Origin of the sequence: Ruegeria sp. ANG10, from assembly GCF_040705255.1 — a bacterium.
Taxonomy (GTDB): domain Bacteria; phylum Pseudomonadota; class Alphaproteobacteria; order Rhodobacterales; family Rhodobacteraceae; genus Ruegeria.
Genome location: NZ_JBFCVU010000003.1, coordinates 264,403 through 280,685 on the forward strand (window position 1 = coordinate 264,403; position 16,283 = coordinate 280,685).

Genomic DNA, 16,283 nt, shown 5'->3' on the forward strand with positions numbered 1-16,283 from the left:
CCAATGCAACCATCTGAAAAGGCACTTGTGCCGTTTGTATCCGTCGACAACATGATGCGTTTGGTGCATCACGTCGGGCTTGAGAAGATGATCACCCAAATCGCGGCCCAGATCGAAGCCGATTTCAAACGGTGGGAGAGCTTTGACAAAACCCCGCGCATCCCGGCCCATTCCCCGCATGGCGTGATCGAATTGATGCCCACATCGGACGGAGAGGCCTACGGGTTCAAATACGTCAACGGCCACCCCAAGAACACCTCCGAAGGGCTGCAAACCGTGACTGCCTTTGGCCTGCTGGCCGACGTCTACACCGGCTACCCCACCCTATTGACGGAGATGACGATGCTGACGGCGCTGCGTACGGCGGCGACCTCGGCCCTAGTGGGCAGCTATCTGGCGCCGAAGTCTTCGTCGGTCATGGCAATGATCGGCAACGGTGCTCAGTCGGAATTCCAATGTCTGGCTTTCAAGGCCATGTGCGGGATTGATACGGTTCGTTTGTACGACACCGATCCGAATGCCACCAAGAAATGTGCCGCGAACCTGCAAGGCAAAGGTCTGACAGTGGTGCCCTGCAAAACCGCCGAAGAGGCCATCGAAGGCGCGCATATCATCACGACCTGCACCGCCGACAAGAAATACGCCACGATCCTGACCGACAACATGGTCGGCCCCGGCGTTCACATCAACGCCATCGGCGGGGACTGCCCCGGCAAAACCGAATTGCACCGTGATATCCTGTTACGCTCGGAAATCTTCGTGGAGTACCCCGAGCAAACCCGGGTCGAAGGTGAGATTCAAGCACTGGACGACACCCACCCAGTGACGGAGATGTGGCAAGTCATGACCGGTCAGGCCAAAGGGCGCAGCGACGACCGGCAAATCACCCTGTTCGACAGCGTCGGCTTCGCGATCGAGGATTTCTCGGCCCTGCGCTATATCAAGTCCGCGATTGAGGACACTGATTTCTTTGAACCTTTGGACATGCTGGCCGATCCTGACGATCCGCGCGACCTGTTTGGGATGCTGATGCGGGCAAGCTAAAGAACCCGCAAATGGCATTACCTCGCCCCCGGTTCACGCCGGGGGTTTTTTTTCTATCCGGCCAGTGACGGCAGGTAGAGGACGATGGCCGGGAACGCCACAAGCAACGCGATGGTAATCGCGTCGGCGATGAAGAACGGTGTCACGCCTTTGAAGACGTCCTGAACGCTCAGGTCCGGGCGCACGCCAGCGACGACAAAGCAGTTCAGGCCAATCGGCGGCGTGATCAGGCAGAATTCGGCCATTTTCACGACCAGAATACCAAACCAGATCGCACACATCGGCCCCGACATGCCAAAGGCACTTTCTGCGGCGCTGACGGTTTCCCCACCGTTCAACGCCATGACCGCTGGGTACACAACTGGCAACGTCAGCAACAACATCCCGATGGCATCCATGAACATGCCCAGGACCGCATAGGCCAGAAGGATGCAAATCAGGATCAGCATCGGCGACATCTCAAGCGAGGTGATCCAATCGGAAAACGCGCCCGGCAGATCGGCAAATCCGAGGAACCGCACGTAGATCAGCACGCCCCAGATGATCGAAAAGATCATCGCAGTCAGTTTGGCAGTTTCAAGCAGCGCGGATTTCAACTCGGTCCAGCGCATGCCGTGGAACAGAGCAAAGCAAAAGACGATGAAGGCGCCGATGGCACCACCCTCGGTCGGGGTGCCCCAGGCCTTTTCCCCGAATGGATTGTAGACAAAACAGATGATGATCAGGATCACAGCCACAATCGGGAAAGCACCGGGCAAGGACGCAAAGCGCTGCTTCCAAGTAAAGCCCGTGACCGGAGGCCCTACGGTTTTGAAAATCACCGCGATACCCACGATCAGCAGGCCGTAGATAACCGCCGAAAACGCCCCCGGGATGAACCCGGCCAACAGCAGCTTGCCCACGTCCTGTTCAACGATGATGGCATAGATTACAAGAATGGCCGACGGCGGGATCAGCGAGGCCAACGTGCCCCCGGCAGCTACAACCCCGGCAGCGAATTGCTTGTTATAGCCGACCTTCAACATCTCGGGGATGGCGATGCGCGCGAATACCGCGGACGTGGCGACCGACGCGCCCGAAACGGCGGCAAACCCCGCCGTCGCGAACACAGTCGACACTGCCAACCCGCCAGGCACCCACGCCACCCAGCGTTTGGCCGCCTCGAACAATGCCTTGGTCAGGCCCGCGTAATAGGCCAAGTATCCGATCAGGATAAATGTTGGGATCAGGCTGAGCGTATGGGCGGCCACCTTGGAATGCGGCACCTGCCCGGCCGTTTTCACGGCCACCGTTAAGGCTTTGCCAAACCGGTCGGGGTCGTATCCGAATTTGGCCCAAAAGATCCAAACCAGCCCGACCAACCCGGCAAGAGCCGCGGCAAAGGCGACCCGCATACCAGTGACGACCAAAACCAGCAGGCCACCTGTAACCCACAGGCCGATGTCTATCGTGTCCATGCGCTAGTCCTGCCCTTCGAATTGGTCGGCCTCGGCAGCGGCCTGCGCCGCCGCATCCTGGATCAAAGGCACGGCCACCGGATGTTCGAGCCCAAGCACAAAAGCGCGCCCATACCCCCAGACCTGCAGCACCAGCCGCGCGCACAAAACCGAAAAGGCCACCGGTGCCAGCAGCTTGGCAGGCCAAAGCGGAATGCCGATGTCAATGGAACTGTCGCGGCTCCACAGCGGTGCGCCAAAATCGAAAGAGCGGTCGAAATGGGACCAGCTGCCCCAGACCAGTGCCAGCATAAGCACAAGGATCAAAACCACCGAGATCAGTTCGAACAGCCACAGCGCCCGCCCGTGCAGACGCGCGATCACGATATCCATACGAATATGACCGCCGTCGCGCTGCACGTATGAGATTCCAAGAAACGCTATCAGCGGCATGGCCTGTTCAATCCAGTCCACATAACCGGGCAAAGGCGCGTTAATCGCGTTGCGGCCACTGACCGAAACCACCGCCAGCACCATCAAGCCAAAGACGGCCAACCCGCTGATCAATGCCAGAAACTGCTCTAATCTCAAAAGGTGACGGTCCAGCCGACTGAGCCGGCTGCCGTCCTCAAGCACCGTGGCCTGTCCTGCCATTCCGGTGATCCCCTGTTTTATGATTGGTGTCCGGGTGCCCGGTCAGGCACCCGGATCGGACGATCAGTTGCCGCCACGCTGTTGTTTTAGGGTTGCTTGAACCAGATCATAGAGGTCCTGCGCTGGCAGACCCTGTGCGGACATATCCGCAATCCACTGTTCACGGATCGGATCGGCTGCCTTAGCACGGAATTCTTCAAGAACGGCATCATCGATTTCAACTTTTTCAACGCCCTTCTCAGACAAAACGCTATCCCACTGCTCAAGCAACCCGCCGTAATTTGCAAGGTAATGGTCAATCGCCTCGTCGATCGAACTGTTCAGCGCTTCCTTGTGCTCGGCAGGCAGCGCTTCATAGGCTTCGATATTTACCACCACCGGGCAGTTGACGGTGCCGGGGTTCAAGTTCGCGGTCCACCAGTCGGCCTCATTGATGGTGCCAAATGACAGGTGAGCGTGCTGGGCAAAGGCGACGGTGTCGACAACACCCGATTCCATCGCGTTGAACGCCTCAGTTGCCGGGACAGAGGTTGGCACACCGCCGACAGCTTCGAACGCCTGCCCCAGGCCACCGGTGGCACGTACACGCATACCGTCGAAATCCGCCAATTCGTCGCGCGGATCACCGGTGCCGACCAGGTTGTATTGCGGCATTGGTGAGGTCATGATGATGCGCGCGTTCCACTGCGCCATCTCGTCCTTGACTGCCGGGTGATCGTAGACCGCGTGGCTGACAGCCACTTCTTCGTCAAGATTGTTCACACCCAAAAACGGCAGCTCAAGCACGGTGATCGCACGGTTCTTGTCGCGGTGATACCCTGCGCAAAACTGGGCCATTTCAAACGCGCCGATCTCAATCCCGTCCAGATTTTCCTTGGGCTTTGACAGGCCACCATAGCTGACGTTGATGGTGAACTCGCCACCTGTCTTTTCGCCAACCAGTTCGGCCAGCTTTTCGACATGTTCAGTAAAGGCGCGCCGTTTACCCCAAACCGAGGCATTCCATTCGGTTGCCGCAGCCTCTGAGACGAATGCAACACCCAAGGCGGCGACGGCCGCGCCGCTCAACATCTTTTTCATCATGATTTCTCCCTTTGTTGCGCTTCTTGTGCAAGCGCTTGTGTTCAAAGCTAGCGCCAACATTGGAATGTGCCAACCCCGGACAGTTTCACCAAGCAACAGCAGGCAGCGCTAACAACTAAAAGGTGAATCCTAGATTCAGAAAATTGCAGCCGAACATTTGCGGCACCCAGTTAAAAATCTGTGACAATTACTGCGTTGTTTTTTATAATCCAATCAACATATGACAAAAGTTTTTTTACAGTATTTTACGTTTGAGCAAAATTTCTTTACAAACAAGTCTAAAGAAATCGGTAATTTATTTATTTGTTTTCAAATTCGCCTATTATTTGACGTGGGGAGGAAACGGGTCGACATCGCCCGTTCCGCGGGCAAGATTTGGCCCAGTGAAATAAAGTCCAGAGGGAGGAGCCTCAGAATGACAACCGCTGCTCAAGCAGGTGCCAACGTCTATCCGCCGTCCGCAGAAACCGTTGCCCACGCCCATGTCGACGCCGACGCATACACCCAGATGTACAACGCCTCGATCGAAAATCCCGTGGCGTTCTGGGATGAGCAAGGCAAACGAGTCGACTGGATCAAGCCTTATACCCAGGTCAAAGATGTCAGCTATGATTTCGGCTCGGTTGGGATCAACTGGTATGCGGACGGCACGCTGAACGTCGCAGCCAACTGCCTGGACCGCCATTTGAAGACCCGCGGCGACCAGACCGCAATCATCTGGGAACCGGATGATCCGAACGACGACGCCCAACACATCACCTATGCCGAGCTGCACCGCCGCACCTGCCGCATGGCAAATATTCTGGAATCTCTGGGTGTGCGCAAAGGTGATCGGGTGGTGATCTATCTGCCGATGATACCCGAGGCGGCCTATGCCATGCTGGCCTGTGCACGTATTGGCGCAATCCATTCGATCGTATTCGCAGGCTTTTCGCCTGACGCCCTGGCAGCCCGCGTCAACGGGTGCGACGCCAAGGTTGTCATCACTGCGGATGAGGCCCCGCGCGGAGGCCGCAAGACGCCGCTGAAGTCAAACGCCGATGCGGCCCTGCTGCACTGCAAGGACACTGTGAAATGCCTTGTGGTCAAGCGCACCGGCGGCCAGACCACTTGGGTTGACGGCCGCGATTTCGATTACAACGAAATGGCGCTAGAAGCGGATGATTATTGCGCACCCGCCGAGATGAACGCCGAAGACCCTCTGTTCATCCTGTATACTTCCGGTTCAACCGGTCAGCCCAAAGGTGTGGTGCACACCACTGGCGGCTATCTGGTCTATGCGGCTATGACGCATCAGATCACCTTCGACTACCACGATGGCGACGTGTATTGGTGTACTGCAGACGTAGGCTGGGTCACCGGCCACAGCTATATCGTCTATGGCCCACTGGCCAATGGTGCGACGACCCTGATGTTCGAAGGCGTTCCGACCTACCCCGACGCCGGCCGTTTTTGGGAGGTTTGCGCCAAGCATAAAGTGAACCAGTTCTATACCGCCCCCACAGCGATCCGCGCCCTGATGGGTCAGGGCAATGAATGGGTCGAAAAGCACAATCTGAGCGATCTGAAAGTGCTGGGCACCGTAGGTGAACCGATCAACCCCGAGGCGTGGAACTGGTACAACGAGGTTGTTGGCAAGGGCAATTGCCCCATCGTCGACACATGGTGGCAGACCGAAACCGGCGGCCATCTGATGACCCCCCTGCCCGGCGCACATGCGATGAAGCCCGGCTCGGCGATGAAGCCGTTCTTTGGCATTCAGCCCGTTGTTCTGGACCCGCAATCAGGCGTAGAGATCACCGGAAACGGGGTCGAGGGCGTGCTGTGCATCAAAGACAGCTGGCCCGGTCAGATGCGCACCGTCTGGGGCGATCACGAGCGGTTCGAGAAAACCTATTTTGCAGACTACAAAGGCTATTACTTCACGGGCGACGGTTGCCGCCGGGATGAGGATGGCGACTACTGGATCACTGGCCGCGTCGATGACGTGATAAATGTCTCGGGTCACCGTATGGGTACGGCCGAGGTGGAAAGCGCGCTGGTGGCGCACGCTGCCGTGGCCGAGGCTGCTGTTGTTGGCTATCCCCATGATATCAAAGGGCAAGGCATCTATTGCTATGTCACTCTGATGAATGATCGCGAGCCTTCGGATGAGCTGCTGAAAGAGCTGCGCACCTGGGTCCGCACGGAGATTGGCCCGATTGCCAGCCCCGATGTGATCCAATGGGCCCCCGGCCTGCCAAAGACCCGTTCCGGCAAGATCATGCGCCGCATCCTGCGCAAGATCGCCGAAAACGACTTTGGCTCGTTGGGTGATACTTCGACCCTGGCCGATCCGTCGGTGGTCGAAGACCTGATCGAAAACCGCGCAAGTAAGTGAGGTTGTGATGGACGCTGCCACGACCACCACCCCCGCCGTTCTGATCCTTCTCGGCCCTCCGGGCGCCGGGAAGGGCACGCAGGCGCGGATGCTCGAAGACACGTTCGGGCTTGTACAACTCAGCACCGGCGACCTGTTGCGCGCCGCCGTTGCTGCCGAGACCGAGGCCGGTCTTGCCGCCAAGGCCGTGATGGAAGCCGGCGATCTGGTCGGCGACGACATCGTCATCGCGATCCTGCGCGATCGACTGGATGAGCCGGACTGCGCCAAAGGTGTCATTCTGGACGGCTTCCCGCGCACGACCGTACAGGCCGAGGCGCTGGACGGTTTGCTGTCGGAGAACGGCCAGAAGATCAGCGCCGCAATCAGCCTCGAGGTCGAGGACGCCGAAATGGTCACCCGCATCTCGGGCCGCTACACCTGCGCGGGCTGCGGTGAAGGGTTCCATGACACGTTCAAGGTCCCTGCGGTCGAGGGCAAATGCGACAAATGCGGCCATACCGAGTTCAAACGCCGCGCCGACGACAACGCCGAAACCGTTGCCTCGCGCCTTGCTGCCTATCACGCCCAAACCGCGCCGCTGATCACCTATTATGAAACCCACGGCGTTCTGCAACGCACCAACGCAATGGGCAAGATCGAAGACATCGCGAGCGACCTCAAGGATATCGTGGGTAGCGCGATGAGTTAAGGGGAGGAGAAAAGCCCCCCAAGGCTTTGATCCAACAACAGAATACTTCAATGGAACCGCCTTGGCGGACCAGAGGAGTTTTGCCTGATACCACATCGGTATCCGGCACAATCGAGAAGCGGCCCGCGCCACTGGAGGAATTGGGCACGGGTCGCCCAACGAGGAAGCGAAGGAGGAACCCGCGATGGCGGATCAATCAACAAACTCCGCGCAGACTGCCGAGGCCGACAAGGGCTATTGGCAGGCTAACCTGCGTCTCATCTACATCAGCCTCGTGATCTGGGCGCTGGTGTCTTTTGGATTCGGCATTCTGCTGCGTCCGTTGCTCTCGGGCATCGCCGTTGGCGGCACCGACCTGGGCTTTTGGTTCGCTCAGCAGGGATCGATCCTGGTCTTTCTGGTGCTGATCTTCAACTACGCCTGGCGCATGAACAAGCTGGACGCCGAATACGGCGTGGATGAGGAGTAAACCCCATGGATCAGTTTACCATCAACCTGCTGTTTGTCGGCGCGTCCTTTGCGCTGTACATCGGCATCGCGATCTGGGCCCGTGCGGGTTCCACATCGGAATTCTACGCCGCCGGTCGCGGTGTTCACCCGGTCACCAACGGTATGGCAACAGCGGCAGACTGGATGTCAGCCGCTTCGTTCATCTCGATGGCGGGTCTGATTGCCTTCACCGGCTATGACAACTCGACCTTCCTGATGGGTTGGACCGGTGGCTACGTGCTGCTGGCACTGTTGCTGGCGCCCTACCTGCGTAAGTTCGGCAAATACACCGTATCGGAATTCATCGGCGACCGCTTCTACAGCCAGACCGCACGTATCGTTGCGGTGATCTGTCTGATCGTGGCCTCTGTGACTTACGTGATCGGTCAGATGACCGGCGTTGGCGTGGCCTTTGGCCGCTTCCTCGAGGTGTCCAACACATCCGGTCTGCTGATCGGTGCCTGTGTCGTGTTTGCTTACGCGGTGTTCGGCGGGATGAAGGGTGTGACCTATACTCAGGTCGCTCAGTACTGCGTGCTGATCACAGCCTATACCATCCCGGCGATCTTTATCTCGCTGCAGCTGACCGGCACTCCGATCCCGGCATTGGGTCTGTTTGGCGACACTGCCAGCGGTGAACCCCTGCTGACCAAGCTTGACGCGATTGTGACCGAGCTGGGTTTTGCCGATTACACTGCGCACCATTCGAACACGTTGAACATGGTGCTGTTCACACTGTCGCTGATGATCGGTACCGCCGGTCTGCCGCACGTGATCATGCGCTTCTTTACCGTGCCGAAAGTGTCTGACGCCCGCTGGTCCGCTGGCTGGACTCTGGTCTTCATCGCGCTGCTGTACCTGACCGCCCCTGCGGTTGGCGCAATGGCTCGCCTGAACATCACCGACATGATGTGGCCCAACGGTGGCATCGACGGCGGTGCTGTTTCGGTCGAAGAGATCGACACCGATCCGCGGTACGACTGGATGCAGACTTGGCAGAAAACCGGTCTGCTGGATTGGGAAGACAAGAATGGCGACGGCAAGATCCAGTACTACAACGATCAGAACGCCGATATGCAAGCACTGGCCGAGGAAAAAGGCTGGGTTGGCAACGAGTTGACCAAGTTCAACCGTGACATCCTGGTTCTGGCCAACCCCGAGATCGCCAACCTGCCGGGTTGGGTCATCGGTCTGGTTGCTGCGGGTGGTCTTGCGGCTGCTCTGTCGACCGCTGCGGGCCTGTTGCTTGCGATCTCGTCAGCTGTGTCCCACGACCTTGTCAAAGGCGCGATCAACCCGCAAATCTCTGAAAAAGGAGAGCTTCTGGCGGCGCGGATTGCAATGGCTGTGGCCATCGTTGTTGCGACCTATCTGGGTCTGAACCCACCGGGCTTTGCGGCGCAAACCGTGGCCTTAGCGTTCGGTCTGGCAGCGGCCTCGATCTTCCCGGCGCTGATGATGGGGATCTTCTCGACCCGCATCAACAACACCGGTGCAGTCTGCGGTATGCTGGCTGGTCTGATCGTAACCCTTGTCTACATCTTCCTGCACAAGGGCTGGCTGTTCATTCCGGGCACCAACTCGTTCACCGATGCTGACCCACTGCTGGGGCCGATCAAGTCGACCTCGTTCGGTGCAATCGGTGCGATGATCAACTTCGGTGTCGCCTACGTGGTCGCTGGTATGACCAAAGAGACCCCGCAGGAGATCGTGGAATTGGTCGAAAGCGTTCGCATTCCCCGTGGCGCTGGCGCAGCTCAGAATAAATGAGCATGATGCGGCATATGGATAACACCCGTGTGCCGCGTCTTTCGACCAACTGTTCCCGCCCGGCATTCCACCGGGCGGGATTTTTCAAACGGAAGCCCAGGATTGTCTGATGCCCCTGTCCCATGACCAGATCACCCGGTTTCTGAAATCCGTACACCCCTATGACGCCTTGCCGCCTGACACGCTGGACGATCTGGCCAACCAGATCGAGGTGTGGGAGGTCGATGAAGGGTTTCCTGTGTATGAGCTGGGCAACACCCTACCCGGCATATTTGTGATCTATGAAGGACAGGTTGAGATCACGGATGAAAACGGCGCTGTTGTTTCGCATCTGGGGCTGCGCAATTCCTTTGGGGAACGTGGTCTTCTGAAGGACGGCAAAGCTGCAACCCATGCACATACGCATACGCCGTCCGTTCTGATGGTTCTACCTCCGAATGTGGTGCGCGGGCTGATCGACGGTCATGACGTTGTTGCCAATTTCTTCAACCGCACGCGTGGGGAACGTGCCGGTCCACAAAGCCTAGCGACCAGTGCGATCGACGTTCTGATGGCCCATAACCCGGCCACCTGCCCCCCTGAAATGCAAGTTCGCGAAGCGGCGCAAATAATGCGCGACCGTCATATCTCGTCACTTTGTGTGACCAAAGGCGACGGGCTGCTGGGCATCGCGACGCTGCGCGATATTTCTGGAAAATACGTGGCGGACAACATGCCCGAGACCACGCCCGTTTCGGCGATCATGACACATGATCCCATCACTCTTTCACCCTCCGATATCGGATCGGACGTGTTGCATGTGATGATGGAGCGCGGGATCGGCCACATCCCGATCTGTGAAGGCGGTAAGCTGGTCGGCATCGTCACACAAACCGACCTGACACACTATCAGGCCGTGAACTCGGCCGAACTGGTTCGGCGTATCGCTCATGCCAACTCTGCGGGTGAAATGGCGTTGGTCACGGCTGAAATCCCGCAACTGCTGGTGCAGCTGGTAGCCGGTGGCAACCGGCACGAGATCGTTACCCGTCTGATCACCGACATCGCCGATACTGTGACCCGCCGTCTGCTGTCTTTGGCCGAGAAAAAATTGGGAGCGGCGCCCGTGCCCTATCTGTGGCTGGCCTGTGGTTCGCAAGGGCGGCAAGAGCAGACCGGCGTATCGGATCAGGACAATTGCCTGATGCTGGACGACAACGTGTCTGAGGCCGACATGGCTTATTTCGCTGAACTAGCAAAATATGTCTCGGACGGTCTGGATACTTGCGGATACTTCTATTGCCCGGGCGACATGATGGCGACCAATCCCCGCTGGTGTCAGCCGGTGCGGGTATGGCGGGATTATTTCAACGGCTGGATCGCCAAACCGAACCCCGAGGCGCAGATGCTGGCCTCGGTCATGTTCGACCTGCGCCCCATCGGCGGCGCGTTTGAGCTGTTCGAGGATCTGCAAGCCGACACATTGGCTGCAGCCAACGCGAATTCGATCTTCGTCGCGCATATGATTTCCAATTCATTGAAACACACGCCCCCACTGGGACTGCTGCGAGGTTTTGCCACCATCCGTTCGGGCGAACATCGCAACACGCTCGACCTGAAACATAACGGTGTGGTGCCCGTGGTTGATCTGGCCCGTATCTACAGCCTTCAAGGTCAGCTACCCGAGGCCAACACCCGCGCCCGCCTAAAAGCCGCCGAAGCGGCCGAGGTACTCAGCCCTTCCGGCGCTCGGGATATTCTGGACGCCTATGACCTGATCGCTGAAACGCGGCTGGAACATCAGGTGAGGCTGGTCAAATCCGGCAAAAAACCCGACAACTATCTTCCACCATCGACTTTGTCGGACTTTGAGCGGAGTCATCTACGAGACGCCTTTGTTGTCGTAAAAACAATGCAGTCGGCAGTAGGTCATGGCAAAGGTATGCTGAACTAGGCAAACCCAAACGGGCGCAAAAGCGTTAAACCAGGAGAAAAACATGTTTCTGGAACTGATCGGCACCATCTTTGCAGGGATCGCCTTTGCAGGTGTGGTGATGGGAGTGAACAAACTGACAGGTGGCCGCCTGCCCCGCTGGGCCGCTCCGGTGGCGGCCGGGTTGGGTATGATCGGCATGACCATCGCCAGCGAGTATTCCTGGTACGACAGAACAACTGAAACGCTGCCGGAAGAAATGGAAATCGTGCAAGAGGTCGAAAGCCGGGCCTTCTATCGCCCGTGGACCTACGCCGTACCTTTCGTCAATCGGTTTGCTGCAATCGACACCGCATCGGTCCGCACCAACGAACAAGTACCGGATCAACGCCTTGTGGACATGTATTTCTTCGGCCGCTGGTCACCGATCTCGAAACTGCCGGTGGCTGTCAACTGCGCCACCAACAGCCGTGCCAGCCTGGCCGACGGGGCCGAGTTTGGTGACGACGGCCAATTGCTAAATGCCGATTGGCTGACTGTCAACGCCGAGGACCCCATCGTCGAGGCCACCTGCGGAGTGTAACATGCTGACCCGGCTTAGCCTGCGCGTACGTATCTTTCTGTTCTTCTGCCTGATGGCAGTGGGCGCGCTGGCCGTTAGTTCGGTGGCACTTTGGGTAAGCTATCTGCGTGTCGCTGATCCTGCATTGGCAAGTGCTTTTATCCTGGCGGAAATCCTTATGGGCTTTGGCTTCATTGCCCTGATCATCGCCGTGTGGCTGCTGTTCGATGACAATGTCGCCAAGCCGATTGAACGGTTGTCGGCGCAATTGCGCGCCCGCGCACATGCTGGGGTCAGCACGGACATGGATATGCAGGCCGCGCGTTATCTGGGCGACCTGGCCCCTGCGGCCGCCGGGCTGGCGGATCAGCTGTCGGGCAAGACTATGGATGTCGCTCAGGCCGTGGCTGCTGAGACTGCGCATCTGTCCGCTGAAAAACAAAGACTGACGGCCCTCCTGACCGAGATTCCGGTGGCGATGGTGCTGGCCAGCCCTACACACAAGATCGTGCTGTATGATGGACAGGCCGCCGGAGTGCTGGCCCAAATCGCCCATCCCCGCTTGAACGCTTCGCTTTACGAATACCTGCAACCCGTACCACTGCAACAAGCCTATGAGAAACTGTCAAAAACCGGGCTTGAGGTCGATTGCACCCTGACCAGCATCGACGGCGCACAAACCTATTCCGCCCGTATGAAGCCGCTGGGCGACGCGCCCGGCTATCTGCTGATATTCGACGAAAGCGCCGCCAATATCGCACCCGAGGCTGCGCGCCCGCTGGTATACGACTTTGACCTGCTGAACAGCGCGGCCGCGGGCGAGTTCGAATCTCTCGCCCTTCGCGATCTGTGTTTTGTGGTGTTTGACACCGAAACTACAGGCCTGCTGCCGCACAAGGACGAAATCGTCCAGATCGGCGCGGTTAGGGTCGTGAACGGACGCATCGTTCAGGGCGAGCGGCTGGATATTTTGGTTGATCCGGGTATGCCGATTCCGCCAGCCTCAACCAAAGTTCATCATATCAGCGACCACATGGTTCAGGGCGCGCCGGATATTGCGGCGGCAGGGCGCACCTTTCACCAATTCGCGCGGGATGCGGTGATCGTGGCCCATAACGCGCCATTTGACATGGCCTTTCTGCGGCGCCACGCCAAACGCATGGATGTCGATTGGGATCATCCAATTCTCGACACCGTTTTGCTGTCCGCCGTTCTGTTCGGCGCCAGCGACAAGCACACCCTGGATGCGTTATGTGACAGGTTAGAGATCGCCATTCCGCACGACCTGCGCCACACCGCCCTTGGCGACGCTGTCGCCACCGCGCAAGCACTGGTTAAAATGCTGCCGATGCTGCAAGCCCGTGGCATGACAACCTTTGGCGCAGTCATCGAGGCAACCCGCCAACATGGCCGCTTGCTGGAAGATTTGAACTGAACGTCAAAATATTCGCTCAAGATTCAGCTTTTCATGGACAATTCCGGCAGACCATGGCACCTGATGCGCGGCCACTGCACGAGCGGACAATGACTGAAAAGACCTTCACCCCAACTCCTGACCAAAATGCTGCTTTTCGCGAGGCGCTGGGGTGTTTCGGAACAGGTGTCACCGTCATCACGACGAACACCGATAACGGACCGCGTGCGATTACCGTCAACTCTTTCTCATCGGTCTCGCTGGACCCGCCGTTGGTGCTGTGGTGCTTGGCAAAAGACTCGTTTCGGTTCAATTCTTTTAATGCCTGCCAACACTATTCCATTCACGTGATGGCACAGGAACAGCAGGATCAGGCACTGCAGTTCGCCCGTGATGGGTTAGATTTCTCGCACGTGGAATGGGACGCGGATCACAAAGGCAGACCGCAATTGAACGAGTGTCTGGCCCGGTTCGATTGCCAATTACATGCCAAGCACGAGGCTGGGGATCACCTGATCCTGGTTGGTGAGGTCGAACAGGTGATGTATCGCACGGGCAAAGGCCTGATCTTCAAACGAGGTCAGTTCGGCGGCTTTGCGGACCTGCTGTAACCTTCATTCATCAAGCGAGCCGTGAACGGCCAGCGCCTCAAGCTGTGTTTCCTGTGGGGTAATGATACGGAACGCTTCATGCACGCCCGTGTCGGACAACTCGCGCGCGACCGTCAACAGTGTGTTCGGCGCGTGTTCTTCGCAAAGATCACTCATGTGGACGATTTCGGCCTGCGCAACGCCCAAGGCAGCTTCGACCGACGGCGCACCGTAGAATTGCACAAAATGCTCGGCCAGAGTTTGCACGATCTGGTCCAGCTCGGCCTGTTCGATCTGGGTCACGGCGACAAATGTCACGCGTCCAAAGGTTTCAACACCCAACCAACCGTTTGAAAACGCCTGCCGCGCCTTGCCTTCCAGATCGGCCTCCCCCCAGTTAGAGAATTCAAACCCGCCTGATATGCACCACTCGCCGGTTCGTGCCGGTGAATGAAACACGTTCATGTCGCTCTCATCAAAATGGATCGCACGGGCCAGTTTCATCATCGGTTCTCCAACAGTTCGGTCAGCGGGCGTAAACGTGTTTCATCGCCGTCACGGATCAGCATGCCGAACCGCTCATCCGTGCCCAGAAACACGCCTGTTTCTCCATGGGGCTCTCCGACGCCGCGCAGCAGCCCCATCCATTCGCCATGCAAAGGGGCGTTGCCGTCCTCTTGCCAGCGATTGAGCCAAGTCAGCATATGCCGCGACCAGCTTTCAACCAGTTGTACCGCCGAGACATCGGCGCAGCCTTCGTCATACAGCGCGGTTACATCCGGCGTTTTTCCCGGATCATCTCCGGTTTGCAACAGCGCCAGTTCCCAACTGACCACCAGCCAATCGGGTTCTTGCCCGGGATCGCAGCCTGAGGCGGCGGTGCGGAACATTCCACACTTCGCCCCGTTAACGCAAATCAGCCCCTCCCAGCCCAGATGCACGGCAACCTCGGGCGGAGCCAGCGCGCCCAGCGCGTTCTGAAACCCCACAGCACACAGGGGTAGCATCGCCATAGCGTCCTGCAAAGGCACCTCGGGCGCAAAGACGATGGCAACGCGAAGACGGTCGGCCTGAATGTTGTAAACCACTGTCCCTGCGTCGCAGCCCAGCGCAGCCATGGCCTGGGCGCGATCATACGGGTCTTCCCCACCCTGCACCGGATGGCCCGTCAGCAAGGGCGGAAAGACCGGTTGGTTCATGCGTTGCCCTTGGCAATCATGTCGCGGGCGATTTTGCGGAATGCCTCAGCTTGCGGGCTGTCGGGCTTGCTTACAACGATGGGCGCGCCCCCGTCTGCAGCGACCCGGATGTCCAGATGAAGCGGGATTTCCCCCAACAGTGGAACGCCCAGCGTTTCGGCCTCGGATTTCACGCCGCCATGGCCGAACACGTGTTCCTCATGCCCGCAGTTAGAGCAGATATGGGTCGACATGTTTTCGATCATGCCAACGATAGGTGTCTTAAGCTGGTTGAACATGTCGATCCCTTTGCGGGCATCGATCAAGGCCACATCCTGCGGGGTTGATACGACAATGGCTCCGTCCACCTTGAACTTCTGGCTCAGCGTCAGTTGCACGTCGCCGGTGCCGGGTGGCAGGTCCACGATCAGCACGTCCAAAGCGCCCCATTGAACCTGGCTCATCATCTGTTGCAGCGCGCCCATCAGCATTGGGCCGCGCCAGACAACCGCCTGGCCTTCGTTGGTCATCAGACCCATCGACATCATGGTGACGCCGTGATTGCGCAGCGGCAGGATCGTTTTGCCATCGGGGCTGGCCGGACGGCCCGAGACACCCAGCATCCTGGGCTGGGACGGGCCATAGACATCTGCATCCAACAGACCGACACGGCGACCTTCGGCCGCCAGCGCACAGGCAAGGTTGGCCGAAACGGTGGACTTACCTACCCCACCCTTACCCGAAGCAATTGCGATGATCCGATCCACACCCGGTACTGCTTGCGGCCCGGTTTGCGACGGCTTGGGTTTCGGTTTCAGATCTGGCGGAGCCTTTTCCGAATGTGCGGTCAGCAGGGCTGACACATTGACTACGCCATCCGCCATCTTCGCGGCCTGCTCGGCAGCGGCGCGGACGGGCTCCATCCGCTCGGCCTGTTTCGGATCAATCTCAAGCACGAACCGAACGGTGTCACCTTCGACATTCAGCGCGCGCACCACTCCGGCACTGACGATATCCTGCCCCGATACAGGGTCAGTGATCTTTTTCAGGTTTGTCAGAACCGCGTCACGAACACTCATG

The 16,283-nt window shown here is 58.4% G+C and carries 15 protein-coding genes; 9 read left to right on the plus strand and 6 right to left on the minus strand.

Translation table 11 applies throughout. From position 1 onward, the window contains the following. Window positions 1-3 precede the first annotated feature (3 nt). Window positions 4-1,044, plus strand: coding sequence for an ornithine cyclodeaminase (locus AB1A64_RS08410; RefSeq protein ID WP_366550997.1), 1,041 nt, complete (start codon window positions 4-6; stop codon window positions 1,042-1,044). Window positions 1,045-1,097: 53 nt separating this feature from the next. Here the strand turns inward: AB1A64_RS08410 and AB1A64_RS08415 are convergent, their stop codons facing one another. The 3 genes from AB1A64_RS08415 to AB1A64_RS08425 all read right to left on the minus strand — a co-directional run bounded on the left by AB1A64_RS08415 (window position 1,098) and on the right by AB1A64_RS08425 (window position 4,214). Next, window positions 1,098-2,501 carry a TRAP transporter large permease gene (locus AB1A64_RS08415; RefSeq protein WP_366550998.1) on the minus strand — a complete coding sequence of 468 codons (1,404 nt, stop codon included), beginning with the start codon at window positions 2,499-2,501 and terminating at the stop codon, window positions 1,098-1,100. Between the two features lie 3 nt (window positions 2,502-2,504). Then, window positions 2,505-3,134, minus strand: a complete 630-nt coding sequence (locus tag AB1A64_RS08420; RefSeq protein WP_366550999.1) for a TRAP transporter small permease — start codon at window positions 3,132-3,134, stop codon at window positions 2,505-2,507. Window positions 3,135-3,197: 63 nt separating this feature from the next. Continuing rightward, window positions 3,198-4,214, minus strand: coding sequence for a C4-dicarboxylate TRAP transporter substrate-binding protein (locus tag AB1A64_RS08425; RefSeq protein ID WP_170349382.1), 1,017 nt, complete (start codon window positions 4,212-4,214; stop codon window positions 3,198-3,200). Between the two features lie 418 nt (window positions 4,215-4,632). Between AB1A64_RS08425 and acs the strand changes: the two genes are divergently transcribed. The 8 genes from acs (at window position 4,633) to AB1A64_RS08465 (ending at window position 14,046) form a co-directional block, all read left to right on the plus strand. Next, a complete protein-coding gene (acs, locus tag AB1A64_RS08430; RefSeq protein WP_366551000.1) occupies window positions 4,633-6,597 on the plus strand; it encodes an acetate--CoA ligase in 1,965 nt (654 codons plus the stop codon). A gap of 7 nt (window positions 6,598-6,604) precedes the next feature. Beyond that, complete coding sequence (locus AB1A64_RS08435) at window positions 6,605-7,288, plus strand: adenylate kinase (RefSeq protein WP_366551001.1); 684 nt, start codon at window positions 6,605-6,607, stop codon at window positions 7,286-7,288. 184 nt (window positions 7,289-7,472) lie between these two features. Further along, a complete protein-coding gene (locus tag AB1A64_RS08440) occupies window positions 7,473-7,757 on the plus strand; it encodes a DUF4212 domain-containing protein (RefSeq protein ID WP_058274238.1) in 285 nt (94 codons plus the stop codon). Between the two features lie 5 nt (window positions 7,758-7,762). Then, entirely contained in the window at window positions 7,763-9,547 is a 1,785-nt protein-coding gene (locus AB1A64_RS08445) for a sodium:solute symporter family protein (RefSeq protein WP_366551002.1), read from the plus strand. A gap of 109 nt (window positions 9,548-9,656) precedes the next feature. Beyond that, window positions 9,657-11,480, plus strand: coding sequence for a DUF294 nucleotidyltransferase-like domain-containing protein (locus AB1A64_RS08450; protein WP_366551003.1), 1,824 nt, complete (start codon window positions 9,657-9,659; stop codon window positions 11,478-11,480). A gap of 43 nt (window positions 11,481-11,523) precedes the next feature. After that, entirely contained in the window at window positions 11,524-12,042 is a 519-nt protein-coding gene (locus AB1A64_RS08455; RefSeq protein WP_366551004.1) for a hypothetical protein, read from the plus strand. A gap of 1 nt (window position 12,043) precedes the next feature. Continuing rightward, window positions 12,044-13,456 (plus strand): 3'-5' exonuclease, encoded by a 1,413-nt coding sequence (locus AB1A64_RS08460; RefSeq protein ID WP_366551005.1) that lies wholly within the window; start codon window positions 12,044-12,046, stop codon window positions 13,454-13,456. A gap of 89 nt (window positions 13,457-13,545) precedes the next feature. After that, entirely contained in the window at window positions 13,546-14,046 is a 501-nt protein-coding gene (locus tag AB1A64_RS08465; protein ID WP_366551006.1) for a flavin reductase family protein, read from the plus strand. 3 nt (window positions 14,047-14,049) lie between these two features. Here the strand turns inward: AB1A64_RS08465 and AB1A64_RS08470 are convergent, their stop codons facing one another. Genes AB1A64_RS08470 through AB1A64_RS08480 form a run of 3 tightly spaced genes read right to left on the minus strand, consistent with a single transcriptional unit; the run spans window position 14,050 to window position 16,282 of the window. After that, on the minus strand, window positions 14,050-14,529 hold the full coding sequence (locus AB1A64_RS08470) for a DUF6505 family protein (RefSeq protein ID WP_366551259.1): 480 nt from the start codon (window positions 14,527-14,529) through the stop codon (window positions 14,050-14,052). Then, window positions 14,529-15,224, minus strand: coding sequence for a DUF4444 domain-containing protein (locus tag AB1A64_RS08475; RefSeq protein WP_366551007.1), 696 nt, complete (start codon window positions 15,222-15,224; stop codon window positions 14,529-14,531). Before AB1A64_RS08475 ends, AB1A64_RS08470 begins: the two co-directional genes overlap by 1 nt. Beyond that, window positions 15,221-16,282 (minus strand): Mrp/NBP35 family ATP-binding protein, encoded by a 1,062-nt coding sequence (locus tag AB1A64_RS08480; RefSeq protein WP_366551008.1) that lies wholly within the window; start codon window positions 16,280-16,282, stop codon window positions 15,221-15,223. Before AB1A64_RS08480 ends, AB1A64_RS08475 begins: the two co-directional genes overlap by 4 nt. Between the last annotated feature and the right edge of the window lies 1 nt (window position 16,283).